This is a genomic window from Caballeronia sp. (genome assembly GCF_028292365.1).
Classification (GTDB): Bacteria; Pseudomonadota; Gammaproteobacteria; order Burkholderiales; family Burkholderiaceae; genus Caballeronia.
Genome location: NZ_JAQGMM010000039.1, coordinates 1 through 14,835, shown reverse-complemented (window position 1 = coordinate 14,835; position 14,835 = coordinate 1). Strand labels below are relative to the sequence as shown.

15 protein-coding genes are annotated in these 14,835 nt (G+C 59.0%); 6 read left to right on the top strand and 9 right to left on the bottom strand.

The genetic code is table 11. The annotated features are described in order from the left end of the window. Window positions 1–73: 73 nt before the first annotated feature. Complete coding sequence (locus JWR14_RS01990) at window positions 74–880, top strand: CerR family C-terminal domain-containing protein (protein WP_299700436.1); 807 nt, start codon at window positions 74–76, stop codon at window positions 878–880. 53 nt (window positions 881–933) lie between these two features. Here the strand turns inward: JWR14_RS01990 and JWR14_RS01985 are convergent, their stop codons facing one another. Further along, entirely contained in the window at window positions 934–1,989 is a 1,056-nt protein-coding gene (locus JWR14_RS01985; protein ID WP_299700433.1) for a class I SAM-dependent methyltransferase, read from the bottom strand. A gap of 122 nt (window positions 1,990–2,111) precedes the next feature. Next, window positions 2,112–2,324: a DUF1059 domain-containing protein gene (locus JWR14_RS01980; protein ID WP_299700430.1), complete on the bottom strand. Its 213-nt coding sequence runs from the start codon at window positions 2,322–2,324 to the stop codon at window positions 2,112–2,114. Between the two features lie 501 nt (window positions 2,325–2,825). Between JWR14_RS01980 and JWR14_RS01975 the strand changes: the two genes are divergently transcribed. The 3 genes from JWR14_RS01975 to JWR14_RS01965 all read left to right on the top strand — a co-directional run bounded on the left by JWR14_RS01975 (window position 2,826) and on the right by JWR14_RS01965 (window position 4,537). After that, window positions 2,826–3,176, top strand: a complete 351-nt coding sequence (locus JWR14_RS01975; protein ID WP_299700427.1) for a hypothetical protein — start codon at window positions 2,826–2,828, stop codon at window positions 3,174–3,176. Window positions 3,177–3,315: 139 nt separating this feature from the next. Continuing rightward, the gene (locus JWR14_RS01970; RefSeq protein ID WP_299700424.1) at window positions 3,316–3,828 is read left to right on the top strand and encodes a Spy/CpxP family protein refolding chaperone; all 513 of its coding nucleotides are present in this window, start codon (window positions 3,316–3,318) and stop codon (window positions 3,826–3,828) included. A 154-nt stretch (window positions 3,829–3,982) separates the two neighbouring features. Then, window positions 3,983–4,537 carry a cysteine hydrolase family protein gene (locus JWR14_RS01965; protein WP_299700421.1) on the top strand — a complete coding sequence of 185 codons (555 nt, stop codon included), beginning with the start codon at window positions 3,983–3,985 and terminating at the stop codon, window positions 4,535–4,537. 12 nt (window positions 4,538–4,549) lie between these two features. Here JWR14_RS01965 and JWR14_RS01960 read toward each other — a convergent pair whose 3' ends face one another. The 3 genes from JWR14_RS01960 to JWR14_RS01950 all read right to left on the bottom strand — a co-directional run bounded on the left by JWR14_RS01960 (window position 4,550) and on the right by JWR14_RS01950 (window position 9,139). Further along, window positions 4,550–6,286: an NPCBM/NEW2 domain-containing protein gene (locus JWR14_RS01960; protein WP_299700418.1), complete on the bottom strand. Its 1,737-nt coding sequence runs from the start codon at window positions 6,284–6,286 to the stop codon at window positions 4,550–4,552. 282 nt (window positions 6,287–6,568) lie between these two features. Further along, window positions 6,569–7,840, bottom strand: coding sequence for an MFS transporter (locus JWR14_RS01955; protein WP_299700415.1), 1,272 nt, complete (start codon window positions 7,838–7,840; stop codon window positions 6,569–6,571). A gap of 114 nt (window positions 7,841–7,954) precedes the next feature. Continuing rightward, the gene (locus JWR14_RS01950) at window positions 7,955–9,139 is read right to left on the bottom strand and encodes a M20 aminoacylase family protein (RefSeq protein ID WP_299700412.1); all 1,185 of its coding nucleotides are present in this window, start codon (window positions 9,137–9,139) and stop codon (window positions 7,955–7,957) included. A gap of 115 nt (window positions 9,140–9,254) precedes the next feature. Between JWR14_RS01950 and JWR14_RS01945 the strand changes: the two genes are divergently transcribed. After that, the gene (locus JWR14_RS01945; RefSeq protein ID WP_299700409.1) at window positions 9,255–10,214 is read left to right on the top strand and encodes a LysR family transcriptional regulator; all 960 of its coding nucleotides are present in this window, start codon (window positions 9,255–9,257) and stop codon (window positions 10,212–10,214) included. On the opposite strand, the gene JWR14_RS01940 is transcribed toward JWR14_RS01945, so the two are convergent. Beyond that, on the bottom strand, window positions 10,215–11,432 hold the full coding sequence (locus tag JWR14_RS01940) for a gamma-butyrobetaine dioxygenase (RefSeq protein WP_299700406.1): 1,218 nt from the start codon (window positions 11,430–11,432) through the stop codon (window positions 10,215–10,217). A gap of 267 nt (window positions 11,433–11,699) precedes the next feature. Between JWR14_RS01940 and JWR14_RS01935 the strand changes: the two genes are divergently transcribed. Further along, entirely contained in the window at window positions 11,700–12,665 is a 966-nt protein-coding gene (locus JWR14_RS01935; protein WP_299700403.1) for a GlxA family transcriptional regulator, read from the top strand. A gap of 6 nt (window positions 12,666–12,671) precedes the next feature. On the opposite strand, the gene JWR14_RS01930 is transcribed toward JWR14_RS01935, so the two are convergent. The 3 genes from JWR14_RS01930 to JWR14_RS01920 form a co-directional block, all read right to left on the bottom strand. Next, window positions 12,672–13,184 (bottom strand): DinB family protein, encoded by a 513-nt coding sequence (locus JWR14_RS01930; protein ID WP_299700400.1) that lies wholly within the window; start codon window positions 13,182–13,184, stop codon window positions 12,672–12,674. Between the two features lie 128 nt (window positions 13,185–13,312). Then, window positions 13,313–14,221, bottom strand: a complete 909-nt coding sequence (locus JWR14_RS01925) for an ion channel (RefSeq protein ID WP_299700395.1) — start codon at window positions 14,219–14,221, stop codon at window positions 13,313–13,315. Between the two features lie 87 nt (window positions 14,222–14,308). Further along, a partial coding sequence (locus tag JWR14_RS01920) for a BBE domain-containing protein (RefSeq protein ID WP_299700392.1) occupies window positions 14,309–14,835 on the bottom strand: 527 nt, incomplete at its 5' end.

Below are 14,835 nucleotides of genomic sequence, written 5' to 3'. Positions count from 1 at the left end.
AATCGGAACAATTATTCCAGTTGGTAAAATTGTGTCAAGTGATATATTTGTTTAGTTGACGGGAGAGGCACGAATGAACGACACAAAACGGCTACGCCGTCCGTCGGCCGGCGGATACGTGCGAGGCGACGAGACAAGGTTGCGAATCATCGAAGCGGCTATTGAGTCCTTTGGTGAGCATGGTTTCGAGGGCGCGTCGACGCGCGACATCGCCGCGCGCGCCGGGGTCAATGCACCCGCGCTGCAGTATTACTTCGAGAATAAAGAGGGGGTGTACCGGGCGTGTGCGGAATATCTCGCCGACTCGTCATGGGTCACGCTTGAGCCGGTGGTGACTTACGCCGCCGATGTGTTGAGCAGGGACAGCGATATTCCAGTGCTGATCGATGCTTTCATTCGCATTCAGGAAGCGCTTGCGGACCGTATGTTCGTGAAGGCTTGCGGTACTTCCAACCAGCGGCTTTTCTTTACGCGCGAACAGGCAGGACATGAGCCGACCATTGCTTCGGACATCATGATGCGGCGTGTGCGGCAACCTTTGAACGATGTTGGCACGCGTTTGATCGCGCGCATCACGGGCACGAAACCCGACGATCAGCTTACGATGATTCGGATGCTGAGTTTGCACGGTCAACTGTTGATGTTCCATGTCGCGCCGCGCACGACGCTTGCATTGCTTGGATGGAAGGAGATAGACGCCGAGAAGGGCGACTTGCTCAAGGCAACGGTGCGCGCGCAGACGCAGATCCTGCTTGAGCAATGGAGCAGAGAGGGATTGGCCAAGAAGCCGAAACCGAGCGCGCGCAAGAAGCCTGTCGTGAAGACGGCGCTCAAGAAACCTGCGGCCCGTAAGAGCACTGTGGCTGCCGCAAAAAAGTAACAGACGGGGCGTTGCGTGCTCCTGTCAGGCAACGCCGGGGATCCAGCCTCGTATTATCGGCGGGCTTCAAAGATGAGATTGAACGGCGTTGCCGTCGCCCGGCGAAACTGCCGGAAACCTCCTTCTGTGACTACGTCGTGAATCCGCCGCTCGCCGGCTTGCGCGCCCAGGCACATGGCGCCGGCCTGCGCTCGTGAAGCCGGTGTACAAATCAACGTGGATGCTGAGTAAAATATCCTCCCAACAGGATTCAGGTTTCCTTCAAGCGTGTCGTTGGCAAACGGTTCGACGATCATCCACGTGCCATCCTCGGCCAGGGTTTCATACACGTGACGCGCCGCTCCGAGTGGATCGCCCATGTCGTGAAGACAGTCGAACATGGTGACGAAGTCGTAGTCGCTTCCCGGGTAATCACTGGCCGAAGCGACTTCGAAACTCGCGCGGTCACTTACGCCTGCCGTTGCCGCCGACTCTCTCGCATGCTCGATAGATCCTTCGTGATAGTCGTAGCCCACGAATGTGGATTGCGGATAAGCCTGCGCCATGATGATGGTGGACGCGCCGTGACCACAGCCAATATCTGCCACGCGTGCGCCGCTTTTCAGCTTCGCCTCGATGCTGCCAAGCGACGGAATCCAGTCGTTCACAAGATACGCTGCGTAGCCCGGACGGAAGAAACGCTCGGTGCCGTGAAAGAGCGAGACATCGTGCTCATGCCATCCAACCCCTAGTCCGGTCTTGAACGACTTCACCATCTTCGGGATGATCTTGAACTGCGCGACGGCGATCTGGAACGCGCCAGGTATGAACGCCGGGCTGCCTTCCTCGGCGAGCGCGAAGGACTGTTCTTCGCTAAGGCCAAAGCATTCCGACGCAGGATCATAAGTGACGTAGCCGCTCGCGGCCTGGGCGCTTAACCACTCGCGAACATAACGCGCATCTGTTTCGGTCGCTTGTGCGAGTTCTTCCGCGCGTAGCGGCTTGGCGGCGAGCGCCTTATAAAGCCCGAGTTGATCGCCGACGACAACGGTGGCCGCATGCATCACGGCGCCGAGATCGTGGACAAACCCTCCCATGAATGCATCGAGTTTTGACTGGTCGACTGCCATGACATGCTCCCTTAAAAGCATTCCGGTTGAAATGGGCGGCGTTTAGCTTAACCTGGTTCGTCATACTTATTATTTAATCGATGCCACTTGGTGAGGGTACGTTTCGATCGTTCAACAGCGAGTCATGCGGCTCTCGGTGAATCGACCGGCGGAGTGCCTTGGTGGAACAACGCGCTCAACTGGGCACGCAGTTCGGGAGAGTCGGTGTGTTTATGAACTGACACGGCATGCTGGACGGCGGCATCCAGGAGTTCCTGGTCGGAGTCTGCGGACAGCGCGATGCTGCAGTTCATCTCGCTAGGAAACTCGCGACAGTCGATGTATTTGCGGGTCATGGCATCATCCCTCAATTACGTAGTACGGAGTTAAGTGACAAAGAAGGGCCGGGCGGCGCCACTCACCTTCCAGCGAATCAGCGCCTGCGAAGATTATAGGTCGCTGACAAGGAGCTTGCGACCTCATTCACGGCAACGCCGAGGATATAAAGCACCACGGTTCAGGCGGGAAATTTTTATTTCGCTAGCGAGATAAAAAACGGAGATAAAAGAGGAGATAAATAGAGCGGATGAACGCTCGTTCGGCTAATCGTCTTCACTTTGGAAACTTTTCTGAACCGAGGGTTATCAGATGCACGAGGCAGATGCACGAGGACCGTTGGTAGTGCTGCCATGGAACTGTAAGTAATGGGGGCTAAGCTGGTCGTGCAATAACGGTGGAGTTACTCCTCCTCTGCATTTGATCGCCGGTCGTCATGGCCCCGATCGTCCTTCATCGGTAATCTTGCCGCGGTTGTCGATGCAGGCACTCCACCTCTCACACGAAAGGAGACGCACTTAATGACGCAGTGTTCCCGAAGTTTGTTGTATCGCCGGCTGGCGACGGTCGCTATAGCGATTGCCGCCGCAACGTCCGTACTACCGGCACAAGCGCAGCACCATGACGACCACGGCGGCGGCCACGGTGGATACCATGGTGGTCACGGCGATAACCATGGCGGTTATCGAGGAGGCGGCGGTGGCGGAGGCGGTGGTGGCCTGCTCGTCGGCGCGCTGCTGGGTGTTGTAGCGGGTGCGGCTATCGCGGGCGCCGCCACGCAGGCGCCTCCTCCTGTGGTCTATTCAGCACCGCCTCCGCCGCCTCCGCCGGGCGTCGCGTATTACCCGAATAGTTATCCTGCTGGTTACTGAGTACTGAGCTTGTCATTCCGAGCCCGCCGACCTCGCTGAAAGTACATTGAGCTCATCGAGTACCTTGGCCGGCAACATGACCACAACGCGTCCTGATAGAAACGCCGCGAATCTAACAACTCAATTCAAGCCTCCCAACATGAAACCATCCATTCGTATTGCTGTTGCACCTGCATTGTTCGCGCTTGCCTGCTTCACGACGTCCGCATGGGCGCAGACCCCGGCGGCAAGCGATTCGGCCGCTTCGGCACCGATGAGCCATGCACAGAAGCACGCAGACTTCGTGGAGAAGCGAATCGACGACCTGCATGCGCAGATGAAGATCACGAGCCAGCAGGCGCCACAGTGGGATGCCTTTGCGCAAACGATGCGTGACAACGCGACCAAGACCGATCAGGCCTTCCACGATCGTGCGCACAAACTGCCTTCGGAGAATGCAGACGAAGCGATGAAGTCCTACGCTGAGTTGTCCCAGTTGCACGCAGACAATATGCAGAAGCTGGCTGCGTCGTTCAGCGCGCTTTACGCCACGTTGTCCGACGAGCAGAAGAAGATTGCTGACCCGCTGTTCCGAAATGACCACGGGAAGAAGCATGGTGGGCCGCGCAAGCATAAGCCTGCGGCAGCCGCTCCGGCACCAGCATCGAACTAAGCATCTGCAGTTCTACAGCGCGAGCTCTTAGCCGGTACGGCGGGGCTCAACTTCCTTCGGATAAAGGACTCGGCTGGAATTCTTTATCTGAGGGGATCGGTTTTTTGCAGCGTCACGCGGTCGGCTAGACTACGGTTTTCCCGGGAGCAAAGATATGGTCGCAGCGCTGATTGTGATCGATGTTCAAGAGGGCCTGTTCCGGCTGTCTCCTTCACCGGCGTTGTCAGGGGATGTTTTCGCCCGCATCAACGAACTGACTTCGCGGGCGCGTGCCGCTAGCGTTCCGGTGATTTTTGTTCAGCATGAAACCGCAACAGGTGACCTTGAATACGGCTCGCCCGGCTGGGCTCTTGCTAAAGAGCTGGACGTCCACGCGTCTGACCAGAGAGTCCGTAAGACAACCCCGGACTCATTTTTGAGGACGAACCTTGGCTCGATGCTTGAGAGCGGTGGCGTATCCAACGTTGTCGTATGCGGCTACGCCACGGAGTTCTGTGTTGATACAACGGTGCGCCGTGCCGCGGCTCTCGGATACGGCGTGACACTCGTCGCCGACGCTCACACCACGCACGACAAGACCCACGCCACTGCTGCCCGAATCGTCGAACATCACAATGCGACCTTGCCGGAGATCGGCAGTTTCGGCCCGACCATAGAGGCAGTTGCTACCGCCAACATTCGCTTCGATGCCGGCAAGGCATTCACGTGATCGCTTATCCCCTTACGATCCGCAGACGAGCGTTGGGTCTGCCCAGTCCGCTACGTCATTGATGACGCCATCTTGCGCATCGGTCACAACAAGGCGAAGGGTCTGGTAGCCGTTCAAGCCCACGCGGACGGTCTTCGTCGGCGATGATCCGTTGATCACACCGCTGTCATAGAGCATGACGTTGTCGGCCCAGACCTGGAAGTCCACGGTGCCCGCGCCTTTTGCCGCAGCGTCCAAACCGATATCGCTCTGGAACGTGCTGCAGTGTCCACCGAGTCGATAGACCATCTGCGCCGGTGCGTTCACCGTGAGGCCATCGCGGTATGACGTCCCATTGACGCTGATCGCAGCCGTCGCGGTTGCGCCGACCGGCAACACGTCATTGCTGGGCCAGACTTTGACGGCGACTGCTCCGGCCTGTGTGCTGGCCCAGATCCAGTTCGAAAGCGCGAGCGGGGCATTGAACGCGAGTGGATCGGTACCCGTCAGCTTCAACAGCACCGTGCCGGTTGCCGGCACGCTTGCGCTATAACTTCCCGTCGACACCGCCGGCGACAAGACTGCTCCAGTCAGCAGATTCGTCACTTGCACCGGTCCGCTTAGCGCAAGGTTGGCAAAGTTGACCGTAGCGGTCGCAGCGGTCGATCCACGATTGAGCAGGGCCACGGCACGCGTGCCGCTTGCTTGCAGCGGCTTGGTCCAGACCTGCAGGGTGGCGGAACTATCGGCCGCGTCGGGCACGGCTTGCAAGGCCAGCGCGTCCTGACTCACCGAGATCGCACCGGCGTTGGTGAGCAACGCGAGCGTGCTGGCACTTTGGCTGCGGACGTCGTTACCGGCATTCAAGGGGCTTGACATCATTGCCCACATTGCGAAGTGAGCGGTGTCCTGGTCAGGCGTCATGCCGCGGCCGACCTCGAGCATGTCCATGTCGTTGAAGTAGCCGGGAATTGTCCACGATGCATCCTTCGCGCTGATATCGATGATGGATACCACCGACGTAAAGGTATTCGTGATGTCCTGCGAGATGCGCGAGGTATCGGCATACGCGGGCACGTACAACGTGCCGTCGGAGGCGAAGTTGGTTGGGAGGGTTTGATTCGCGCTGTAGGGGTTGATGCTTAGGTACATCGCCCGGCCGGTCGCGGCGATGCCTGCCCGCATGGCAGGGAATGCGCTGAGATTGCCGCCGCAATAGTCGAGCTTGATGTAGTCGACACCCCAGCTCGCGAACGTGGCTGCGTCGACACTTTCATGTCCGAGGCTGCCTGCGCCCACTCCAGGCGGGTAGGTCGGCGGGCGCGTGCCGTGCGCAAGTGCGGCGCAGGTGTTGGTGCCGCCGGATGTATAGAGCCCGAATTTCAGGCCCTTGCTATGGACGTAATCGGCAAGCGCCTTGATGCCGCTCGGGAAGGTGGTGGGGTTGGCATAGAGCTGACCGGTGGCGGGATCGCGTCCGCCTACCCAGCAGTCATCTTGCGTCACGTATTGATAACCCGCCGCGGCCATGCCGCTTGCAGCGATCGTGTCCGCCACTGACTTGATGACGTTCTCGTTCACGTTGCACGCAAATGTGTTCCATGAATTCCAGCCCATGGGTGGTAATGCGTAGCGTACGGTAGTTTTTGCGATGCCGGGGTCCGGCGTCCCGGAAGAAACCGCGCCTCCGTCCGAGCCGTTGCCTCCGCAACTCGCCAGCAAAACTAACACCAATGCAACTTGTACGAGGCCATATGCTCGCATTGTCATGATTGTCTCCTACCGATTTCGTTACCTAAGTAGTGGTAACTAATTCTGGCCAGTCCGGCTCTGATGTTGTGCAGTCGAGCTTAGGGCCGGGAGTGGAAACGGTGCAAGCCGCGGCGCAGCGAAACCACATACTAGGATGTTGACGAACAAAGTCTAAGAAGGCCTTCTCACCGAAGCGTTCGCTAACGCGCAAGAAAAAAGGCTGGGCGCCTGAGCACCCAGCCTTATAGTTGCATCGTGTATCACGCGGCTTCATTCACTCCCGCTGCTATTTCGAAAGCATCACGTAAGCTCACGTCCACCGGTTTCATCGAGCATGGAAACAGCGATCAGCGAAATGATCACGCATGCGATCATGTACCACGCGGGGGCCATCGTATTGCCGGTCACCTTGATCAGCCACGCCACCACCAGTTGCGCCGAGCCGCCAAACACCGACACCGCCACCGCATACGCACTCGCAAGATATCCCGCGCGCACGTGCTTCGGAAAGTTTTCCGGCATGAGTGCATACGCCGGTGCCGAACCCATTGTGTAGAACAACATCAGCAGTACGATCAACCCAACCATGACCGGCAACGAGGGAAACTGGTTCATCAGCCAGAACGCCGGATAAAGCAGCACGATCAGCACAATGCGTCCCGCGAGGATCAGCGGCTTGCGACGTTGCATCTTGTCGGATAGCGCGCCCCAGAGCGGACACAAAGTCAGCGAAACGATCGCCGCGCAGATCGACACCAGCATGGAAAGCTTGGCCGGCATCTTCAGGTACTGGATCGAATAAGTGGGGATGTAGTACATGAGGACGTAGGTCGCCACCGTCATGCCCATGATGGCGAATACAGTCAGGAACCACTTGCGCACGAGGCCCGGTTCCAGACTCGGCTTGGCCGCCTTGGCCTGCGACGGCTCTTCCACAATGTGCCGGCGCAAATACACGCCGACCGGCATGATCAGCGTACCGATCAGGAACGGCACTCGCCATCCCCAGTCGAGCAGCTGCTCGCCGCTTAGCTGGTACGTCAGCAGTGCCGCAATGCCCGAGCCCATCAGTGCAGCAGCACCTTGGCTCGCGAGCTGCCAGCTAGCCCGAAAACCGCGCCCCTTTGCCGTTCCCGTCTCGAGCAGCGTCGCGGTGGCGGCGCCGAATTCACCGCCCTGCGCGAAGCCCTGCAACAGTCGGGCGAAGATGATCAGGGCCGGTGCGGCGAGGCCAATGCTTGCATAGCTCGGGGCCAGGCCGATCATGGCTGAGCCGATCGCCATCAGGAAGATGGTCAGGGTCAGCGCAGCACGCCGGCCGCGTTTGTCCGCATAGTGACCCAGCACGAAGCCGCCGACCGGGCGCGCGACAAAGCCGATCGCAAACGCGGACAGCGCGAGCAACGTGGAGACAACGGGGTCATGCGCCGGGAAGAATAGCTTCGCGATCGTGAGTGCGAAAAAGCTATAGACGGTGAAATCGTAAAACTCGAGCAGGTTGCCGATGATCGCGGCAATCACGATCTTGCTTTGCGATACCGCTTTAGCAGGCTGAGCTGTAATGACTGACATGAAAGTCCCGTGAATACTTGGGTCCGGCGCACGGCTAAGCGCGATGCCGAAACATCGCGCAGTGCGCAAGCTTTGTGTTGCCAACGAAGTGCTACTGACCTGCTCGCACGAAACCTACTGCGCGAGGAAACGCTCGACCAGACGAGTCCAGTAGGCCGCGCCGACAGTGAGGTTGTCGTCGTTGAAGTCGTAGGACGCGTTATGCAGCATCGGCGCGGCTTCACCGTTGCCCAGGCGCAGGAAACATCCCGGCTTCTTCTGCAGGTAATAAGCGAAATCTTCGCTGCCGGCGATAGGGCCGAAGTTATCGACTACCCGGTCGTCGCCAACCAGTTCGCGTGCCACTTGCAACGCCAGTTCCGTTTCGGCCTGGCTGTTGATCACGACCGGATAACCCGGCACGTACTCAATCTCAACGCGTGCACCGTACGCGCTTGCCTGAGCTTCCGTCAGCGCGCGAATACGCGCTTCGAGCAGCTTGCGTACAGCGGGGTCGAACGACCGAACACTGAGCTGTAGACGCGCTGACTCAGGAATTACGTTGGCGGCATGACCCGCGTTGAAGGCGCCAACCGTGACCACGGCTGTTTGCATAGGGTCAATACTGCGTGCGACCACCGTCTGTAACGCGATCACCAGTCCCGCGCCGATGACCACCGGATCCACGGCAAGATGCGGGCGCGCTGCGTGGCCGCCACGGCCATGAATGGTGATGTTGACCGTATCCGATGCCGCCATGAAAGGGCCGCTGCGGAACATGAACGTGCCCGTTGGATAGCCGGGGTGATTGTGCAAACCGAAGATTGCCTCGCAGGGAAAGCGCTCGAACAGGCCGTCGGCAATCATTCGCATGGCGCCGCTGTCCGCGCCGATCTCCTCGGCGGGCTGGAACACGAGGTGGACCGTGCCGTTGAATGCGCGAGTGCGCGCGAGGTGGCGCGCTGCGCCCAGGACCATGGTGGTGTGGCCGTCGTGGCCGCACGCGTGCATCAGGCCAGCGTTGCGGCTGGCGTACGGCAAACCGGTTTCTTCGGCAATCGGCAACGCGTCCATGTCGGCGCGCACGGCCACGGCGCGGGTGCCTGAACCCGCAGTGAGCGAGGCGACCATGCCAGTTCCACCCAGGCCACGCGTCACCTTGTAACCCCAGCTTTCCAGGCTTCGCGCAACGAGGTCGGAGGTTTGAAACTCCTTGTACGCAAGCTCCGGATTCTGGTGCAGCCGATGACGGATCTCGCTTAGTTCATCGCGCAGATCCGTCGTGTCGTCTAGGGAGCAAAAGCCCTTGGTATTTTCCATGGTCGTGGGTGTCTCTCTGTAAGAAATCTAGTGAGGGAGTATTCTGCTGCAAAATCCGCTAATCAATGACGTTCACTGACCGATAATGTTGACCTGAATGTCAACAGACAAGAATATGGCTAAGAACAATACGCCTGCCCGCGAGAATTTGCTTAGCGCCCGGAGCCTGCGTTATTTGCATGAAATCGATGTGCACGGTGGCGTGCGTGCCGCGGCCGACGCGCTAGCCATTAACGGTTCCGTGATCAGCCGGCAAGTGGCGCAACTCGAACGCGACCACGGGGTCGTGCTGCTGGAGCGGCGCGGCAGACGCGCAGTGCTGACCGAGATCGGGCTAAGCCTCGTCGAACATTTCCGCGAGAGTTGCCGACGCGATGCGGACATGCTGGCACAACTGGAAGATTTCAGGAGCCTGCGGCGCGGACGGCTGGGCATTGGCGTGGGTGAGGGGTTCGTCGAGAATCTGCTGGCCACCGTGCTGGAGGGTTTCAGCTTGCAGTTTCCTGACATCGTGGTGGAGCTGCGTAGCGGCGCGACGTCCGAAATCATCGCGATGGTCCGCAACGACGACGTCGAGCTTGGTTTATGCGCGGGCGGTGGCAGCGACCCCGCCATACGTTCTCGCACGTTCCGGGCGGCGCAATTTTGTGCGCTCGTCAGCCCGCGCCATGTGTTGGCGGGCGAGCGGCGCATCCGTTTTGAGCAATTGCGTGATCAGCGGCTTATCTTCATGCCGGAGCGCTTTGGCGCCCAGCAATATCTTGATGCCATCATTCGAGCAGAGCGGCTGAACCTGACGCCGTCGTATCGCTGCGATCTTTTCTCGGCTGCCCAAGCCATTGCCGCGGCGGGACTAGGCGTGGCGTTCATGTCGACCGATGCGGCGCGGCAATACCTTGAAGCGGGCCGTCTGGTCGCACTGGAACTCGAGCATCCGATTGCACGCGAATTCAGCAGCCAGGCAATACGGCGGGTCGGCCGGCGCCTCTCTCCGGCTGCTGAATTCCTGTGGCGGCATCTTGTAGAAGCGATGCAGCGGCGTTGGGCTGTTACGTCTCCGAAGCAAGGTGAGTAGTTACGAGGTGGCTCGGATCGAGCGGCTCGGTTCACCGCGCTGCAGCACAAGAATGCGTGAAAGCAGTTCATCCCGATCCATGTAACACCCTCGCAGAAAACGCTTCCCGCTCGCCTGATCGAAGGCCTTGCGGGCATGCATGGTTCTGCGATTGTCGAAGCACCACATCTGGCCCGCCTCCAGCCGGCGACTCACAATGAATTGCGCATCGCGGGTCAGCGCGGAAAAGTGCCGGTACGCACGATAGAACGCGCCCATCTCGGACGCCGGCAAGTTGAAGGGCGCGCGAAGCCAGTTCGCCAGCCGGATTTCACTCACCTCGCCGCGCGAGTCGAGGCCAATAATAGGGGCACAGCTTCGATAGTCGCTCTGCGGCGCTTTGTTCCAGAACTCAACCGGATGCTCGCATAGCAGGCGAAAGTCTTCGGGTGACTCTGCACGCAAAGTCGCTGCAATCGCGAATCCATCCACGAAGGTACTTTCTCCGCCAGTGGCATCGTTGATCAGGCAATGGAGAAACTGCAAGCCGGGTTGAAGCTCTCGGGTCGGCAGGTCGGTGTGAGCCGGTAATTCCAGTGCCGTGTAGGCATTGCTATCGGCGGCTTCAGCTTTTGTCCTGACTTCGAAGGTAACGCCGAAATTGCTCTCGCGAATAAACGATATGCGCCTAGCCACGGTTTCTATTGCTTCGTTAATTGAAGGCATGCCGATGAGCATGGTCAATCCAACGTCGCGCGCGGCAAGCAGCCAGTCGAGCAGTGCAGAGTCGGATGACATCACTGAAGAGTAGGCGAACGTGGGGATAAGCAGGTTGCTTTCCCACGGAAGTACGCTGCGCAGCCGGTCCGCCCGTTCGCTTCGTGACAGAAAGTCGTAGGCGTGGGAACGCAGCCAGCCGGCTTCATACACGCTGCGATGGCCGTCGCTCCAGCGCACACTCAGCGCGCCCGTTGCGTCCAGGGAAAAGGACTCGACGGCAAGGTCATCGGGCGCGTCCACTACTTCGAACATCTGTTCGCGGGTCCCCGGATGGATGCACTTCGAACAGGGGCAGTTGTCGCGCAGCCACAAGAAATGGTAGTGACTGATCCGGTCATCGTCCCATGTGGTTTCCAGGCTGTCGGCCAGGAGATTGACTCTCCGAAGGCGATGGGTCGATTCGAAGCTTCTCCAGTCTGCGGAGAACGTCTCGTCGGCCGGGCTTGCGATTGCGTTCATCTTTATCTCCATGTTGTGCTGTGTGCTTGTTGCAGTCGGGCTGTTATCTCTCTTTATTAGATACGTCATCCTAATTGATAACCACGCTATGAATGGCTCATTCAAACTCAGGCTTCAGCCTCCGCCAAGAAGCCGGAAGCGCAGCTGAATGCCACTCAGCGTCCGGCTAACTTTACGGTTCCTGTCCCGGAGTGAACAATAAATATGCGACCTTGATTGATAATTTTGCGACAATCCGTTATCAGGTCTGGTTGAGGTGTCCGCCCCGTGAGCGAACTCATTGTTTTTTTGCTGATGCCCGGTTTTTCGCTGCTCGATTTTGCAGCCATCGCTGAACCTTTGCGGTCTGCTAACCGGCTCGGCGGCGAGTTGTATCGATGGAAGGTGTTGAGCGCGGACGGACATCCGGTGGCGGCGAGCAACGGCATGTCAGTGGCAGTCGACGGGCCGTTACAAACGATCGAGACGGCTTCAATCCTGTTCGTCGTCGCAGCGTACGATCCGCTGGCCTATCTCGACCGGACGCTGAAGCATTGGCTGAAGCGACAGGCAATCGCAGGAATCATTCTTGGCGGCGTGGACACCGGCGCCTTCGTGTTAGCGGAAGCGGGGTTGCTGCAAGGTTTTCGCGTAACCGTTCACTGGGAGACGATCGCGGCGTTCGTAGAACGTTATCCAGCGCTACGCACCAGTCATGAGATCTTCGAGATCGACGGCCAGCGGATCACCTCAGCTGGCGGAACCGCGTCGATGGACCTGATGCTCGAATTGATCGCGCGGCGTCACGGGCGTGATCTTGCGATCCGGGTGGCAGACCAGTTCGTGCTTGGACAGATTCGTCCTCAAAAGAATTTGCAACGCACGGCGCCCGTTGAGCGTTATGGCGTGAACAACACCAAGCTGCTATCGGCTATTGCGCAGATGGAGCAGCACATTGAAACACCTTTGGCTATTGATCCGCTGGCCAGGAGTGTCAATATCACCCGCCGGCAACTCGAGCGGCTTTTCCAGGCAAGCATGGGCGAATCGCCCGCCGGGTTCTATCTGAACTTGCGGCTGGAAAGAGGCCGTCAACTGCTGCAACAAACTGACCTTTCCATCATGGAGGTCAGCCTTGCAAGCGGGTTCGAATCGCCCTCTTATTTTGCGCGCTGCTATAAGAAACGCTTTGAACGCTCGCCGCGAGCGGACCGGCAAGCCACGGCGGGAACCATGAGTCCCGACCGCTCATAGACCATGCTAAGCGTCTTGCGCCACGTCACGCAGGAACACGGGAAGATCGGTGGCAGAGGGGGTGACTCCCGCCTGATACATCATGTCGCCGACAAAGCCGCAGTGATAAGTACCGTGATTCACCACATGCAGGATCATTTCGTTGCAGGTCATGACACCCTCGCCACCGCCAATAAACTTGAAGTGAATTGACCTGTTGAGATCGTCAGCCGATAGACCCTCGGCGAAATCGACATACCACTGGTCCAGCGTGCGGACCGCTTGCCACAGTTCTTCCAGGGACGGATGACTCGGTGTATTGCGTGCCGGGTAACCATGTTCGCGTCCCTGAAGATGAGCCTGGAACACGGCGTCTATGACGTAGATGTGGTTCAGGGTGTGGACCATGTTTCCGAAGCGTGTCTGCCGTGCCCGGACGACCTCTTCGTACGGCATGTCCTTCAGCATGGAGAAGATGAGATCGTTGGCCCACGCTTTATAGCGGGTCAACATTCGAACGGTCTTGTTGGCGGCGGTCATGGGTTCCTTCCATGGCGAGGGGAATAGCGTGCTTTAGCTTAACCGCCAGAAAATCGGCGCGACAGATACAGTGATTGTAAGAACCGCCGGATCAGTTCCAGCCATAGCGCCCCGAACCAACGACCCAGTCAAAGCGGCGCGACATCATGAAACTTGCCGTAGTCAAGATGCGTCTCACCGTCCCGTTCAGACATCAGGTCGACATACTGATGTTGCCAAAGAATGCATTCAGGCGGCCATGCATAACGTGCTTGCATGGGCTGTGCCGTGGTTTCGTCCAGGCCTTCCACCATGAGCATCAGCTCGGCGTTACTCGCTTTGAGCGACTCCAGCGTCTGGCCAAAGAGCGGGCTTTCTTCATCGATGACATGCATGAGGCTCCAGCCGAGCAGGAAGATCGGATGCTGTTCGCGGATCAGTGGAAGATCAAGCACCTTGCGAAAATAGAACCCTTCGGGCGTGGTCTCCGAACGCATCAGCCGCATGCGCGCCTTCGCTTCCACAATCACGTTCTGACGCGCGTTGGCGGCGCGGACCATGAGTGTCATGCGGCCGTCGATGGGGCGCACCACCGCGCGCTTCGCAAACAGGATACGTGCATGGGGCCTCGAAAACCGCGCGAAAATCATGCCGGTCGTCAACGCAATACCCGACATGCCGACGAAGATCTCTAGCGTGGCGACGCTGTGGCCGTAGATGGTATCCGGATGCATGTCGCCGTAACCAACCGTTGCAAGCGTCTCCACGCTGAAGAAGAACGCGCCTAGCAGACCCGCGGGAGCCTGGTTGGCGATAGCGTGATGTCCTAGCAGGTACAGCAACGCGAACCCGAAGTTGAGAAGAAGAAAGAGCAGTGCTGCGACCGCAAAGAACAGCGGCCAGCCGACCGTCAGTGCAATGTGGTAGATGTCCTGCCAGAAGTAAGTCTTGAGGCCATGCGTGATGACGTGCCGGTTTTCATCCAGCGCAAGGCGCCGGTGCGGTGCCCCAGGCTCGTATGCCTCATCTGATGACGATCGAGTTGTAGTGGATGGCATCGTTGAAGTGACTCTTAAAAGGGGGAGGCAGGGCATCTCGAGCGGCGTGTGTGCAACATGTGTGCGACTGATCAACCGGTCTCGGTCTTATACAAGTTTCGTGAAACCGTCGGCGCTCCAGCGTTCGCTCCCTACGCCGTGATGGACGAAGAACAAGCCTTCAGGATCATACTGATCTTTCACGGCGAGCAGCCTGCCGTAATTCGATCCCCAGAAGGCCCGCTGCCAATTCGCGTTGAAGAAATTGCTTTCACCGACGTAAGAACCGGGCTCCGGAACCAGCTTGCGCACTTCGTCCATCGCGCGCCCGATTGCCCGCGCATTGCGCCGTGCTGCTTCGATATCCGGCTCGTGGCCGGGGATGCCCGGATAAGCGGGTGGCCCCTCCATCCCCGCGATAAGCAGCGCAAACGCATCAAGCGCGGCCGGGTTCGTGGCGGTGTCCCTTGACGCCGCGACGGCCTCGGCCGGCGCGCCTGCCAAGCCCTTGTTGACGTGTAGCGACACGCCCCATTGCCGGCTTGCGGCAAACAGCGTGTCGGCCAGCGCTTGCCGCTGATCATCTTGCAGCAAGGCCGCAGGAAGCCATGCAGACTCGTAGCCGTGCAGCACTT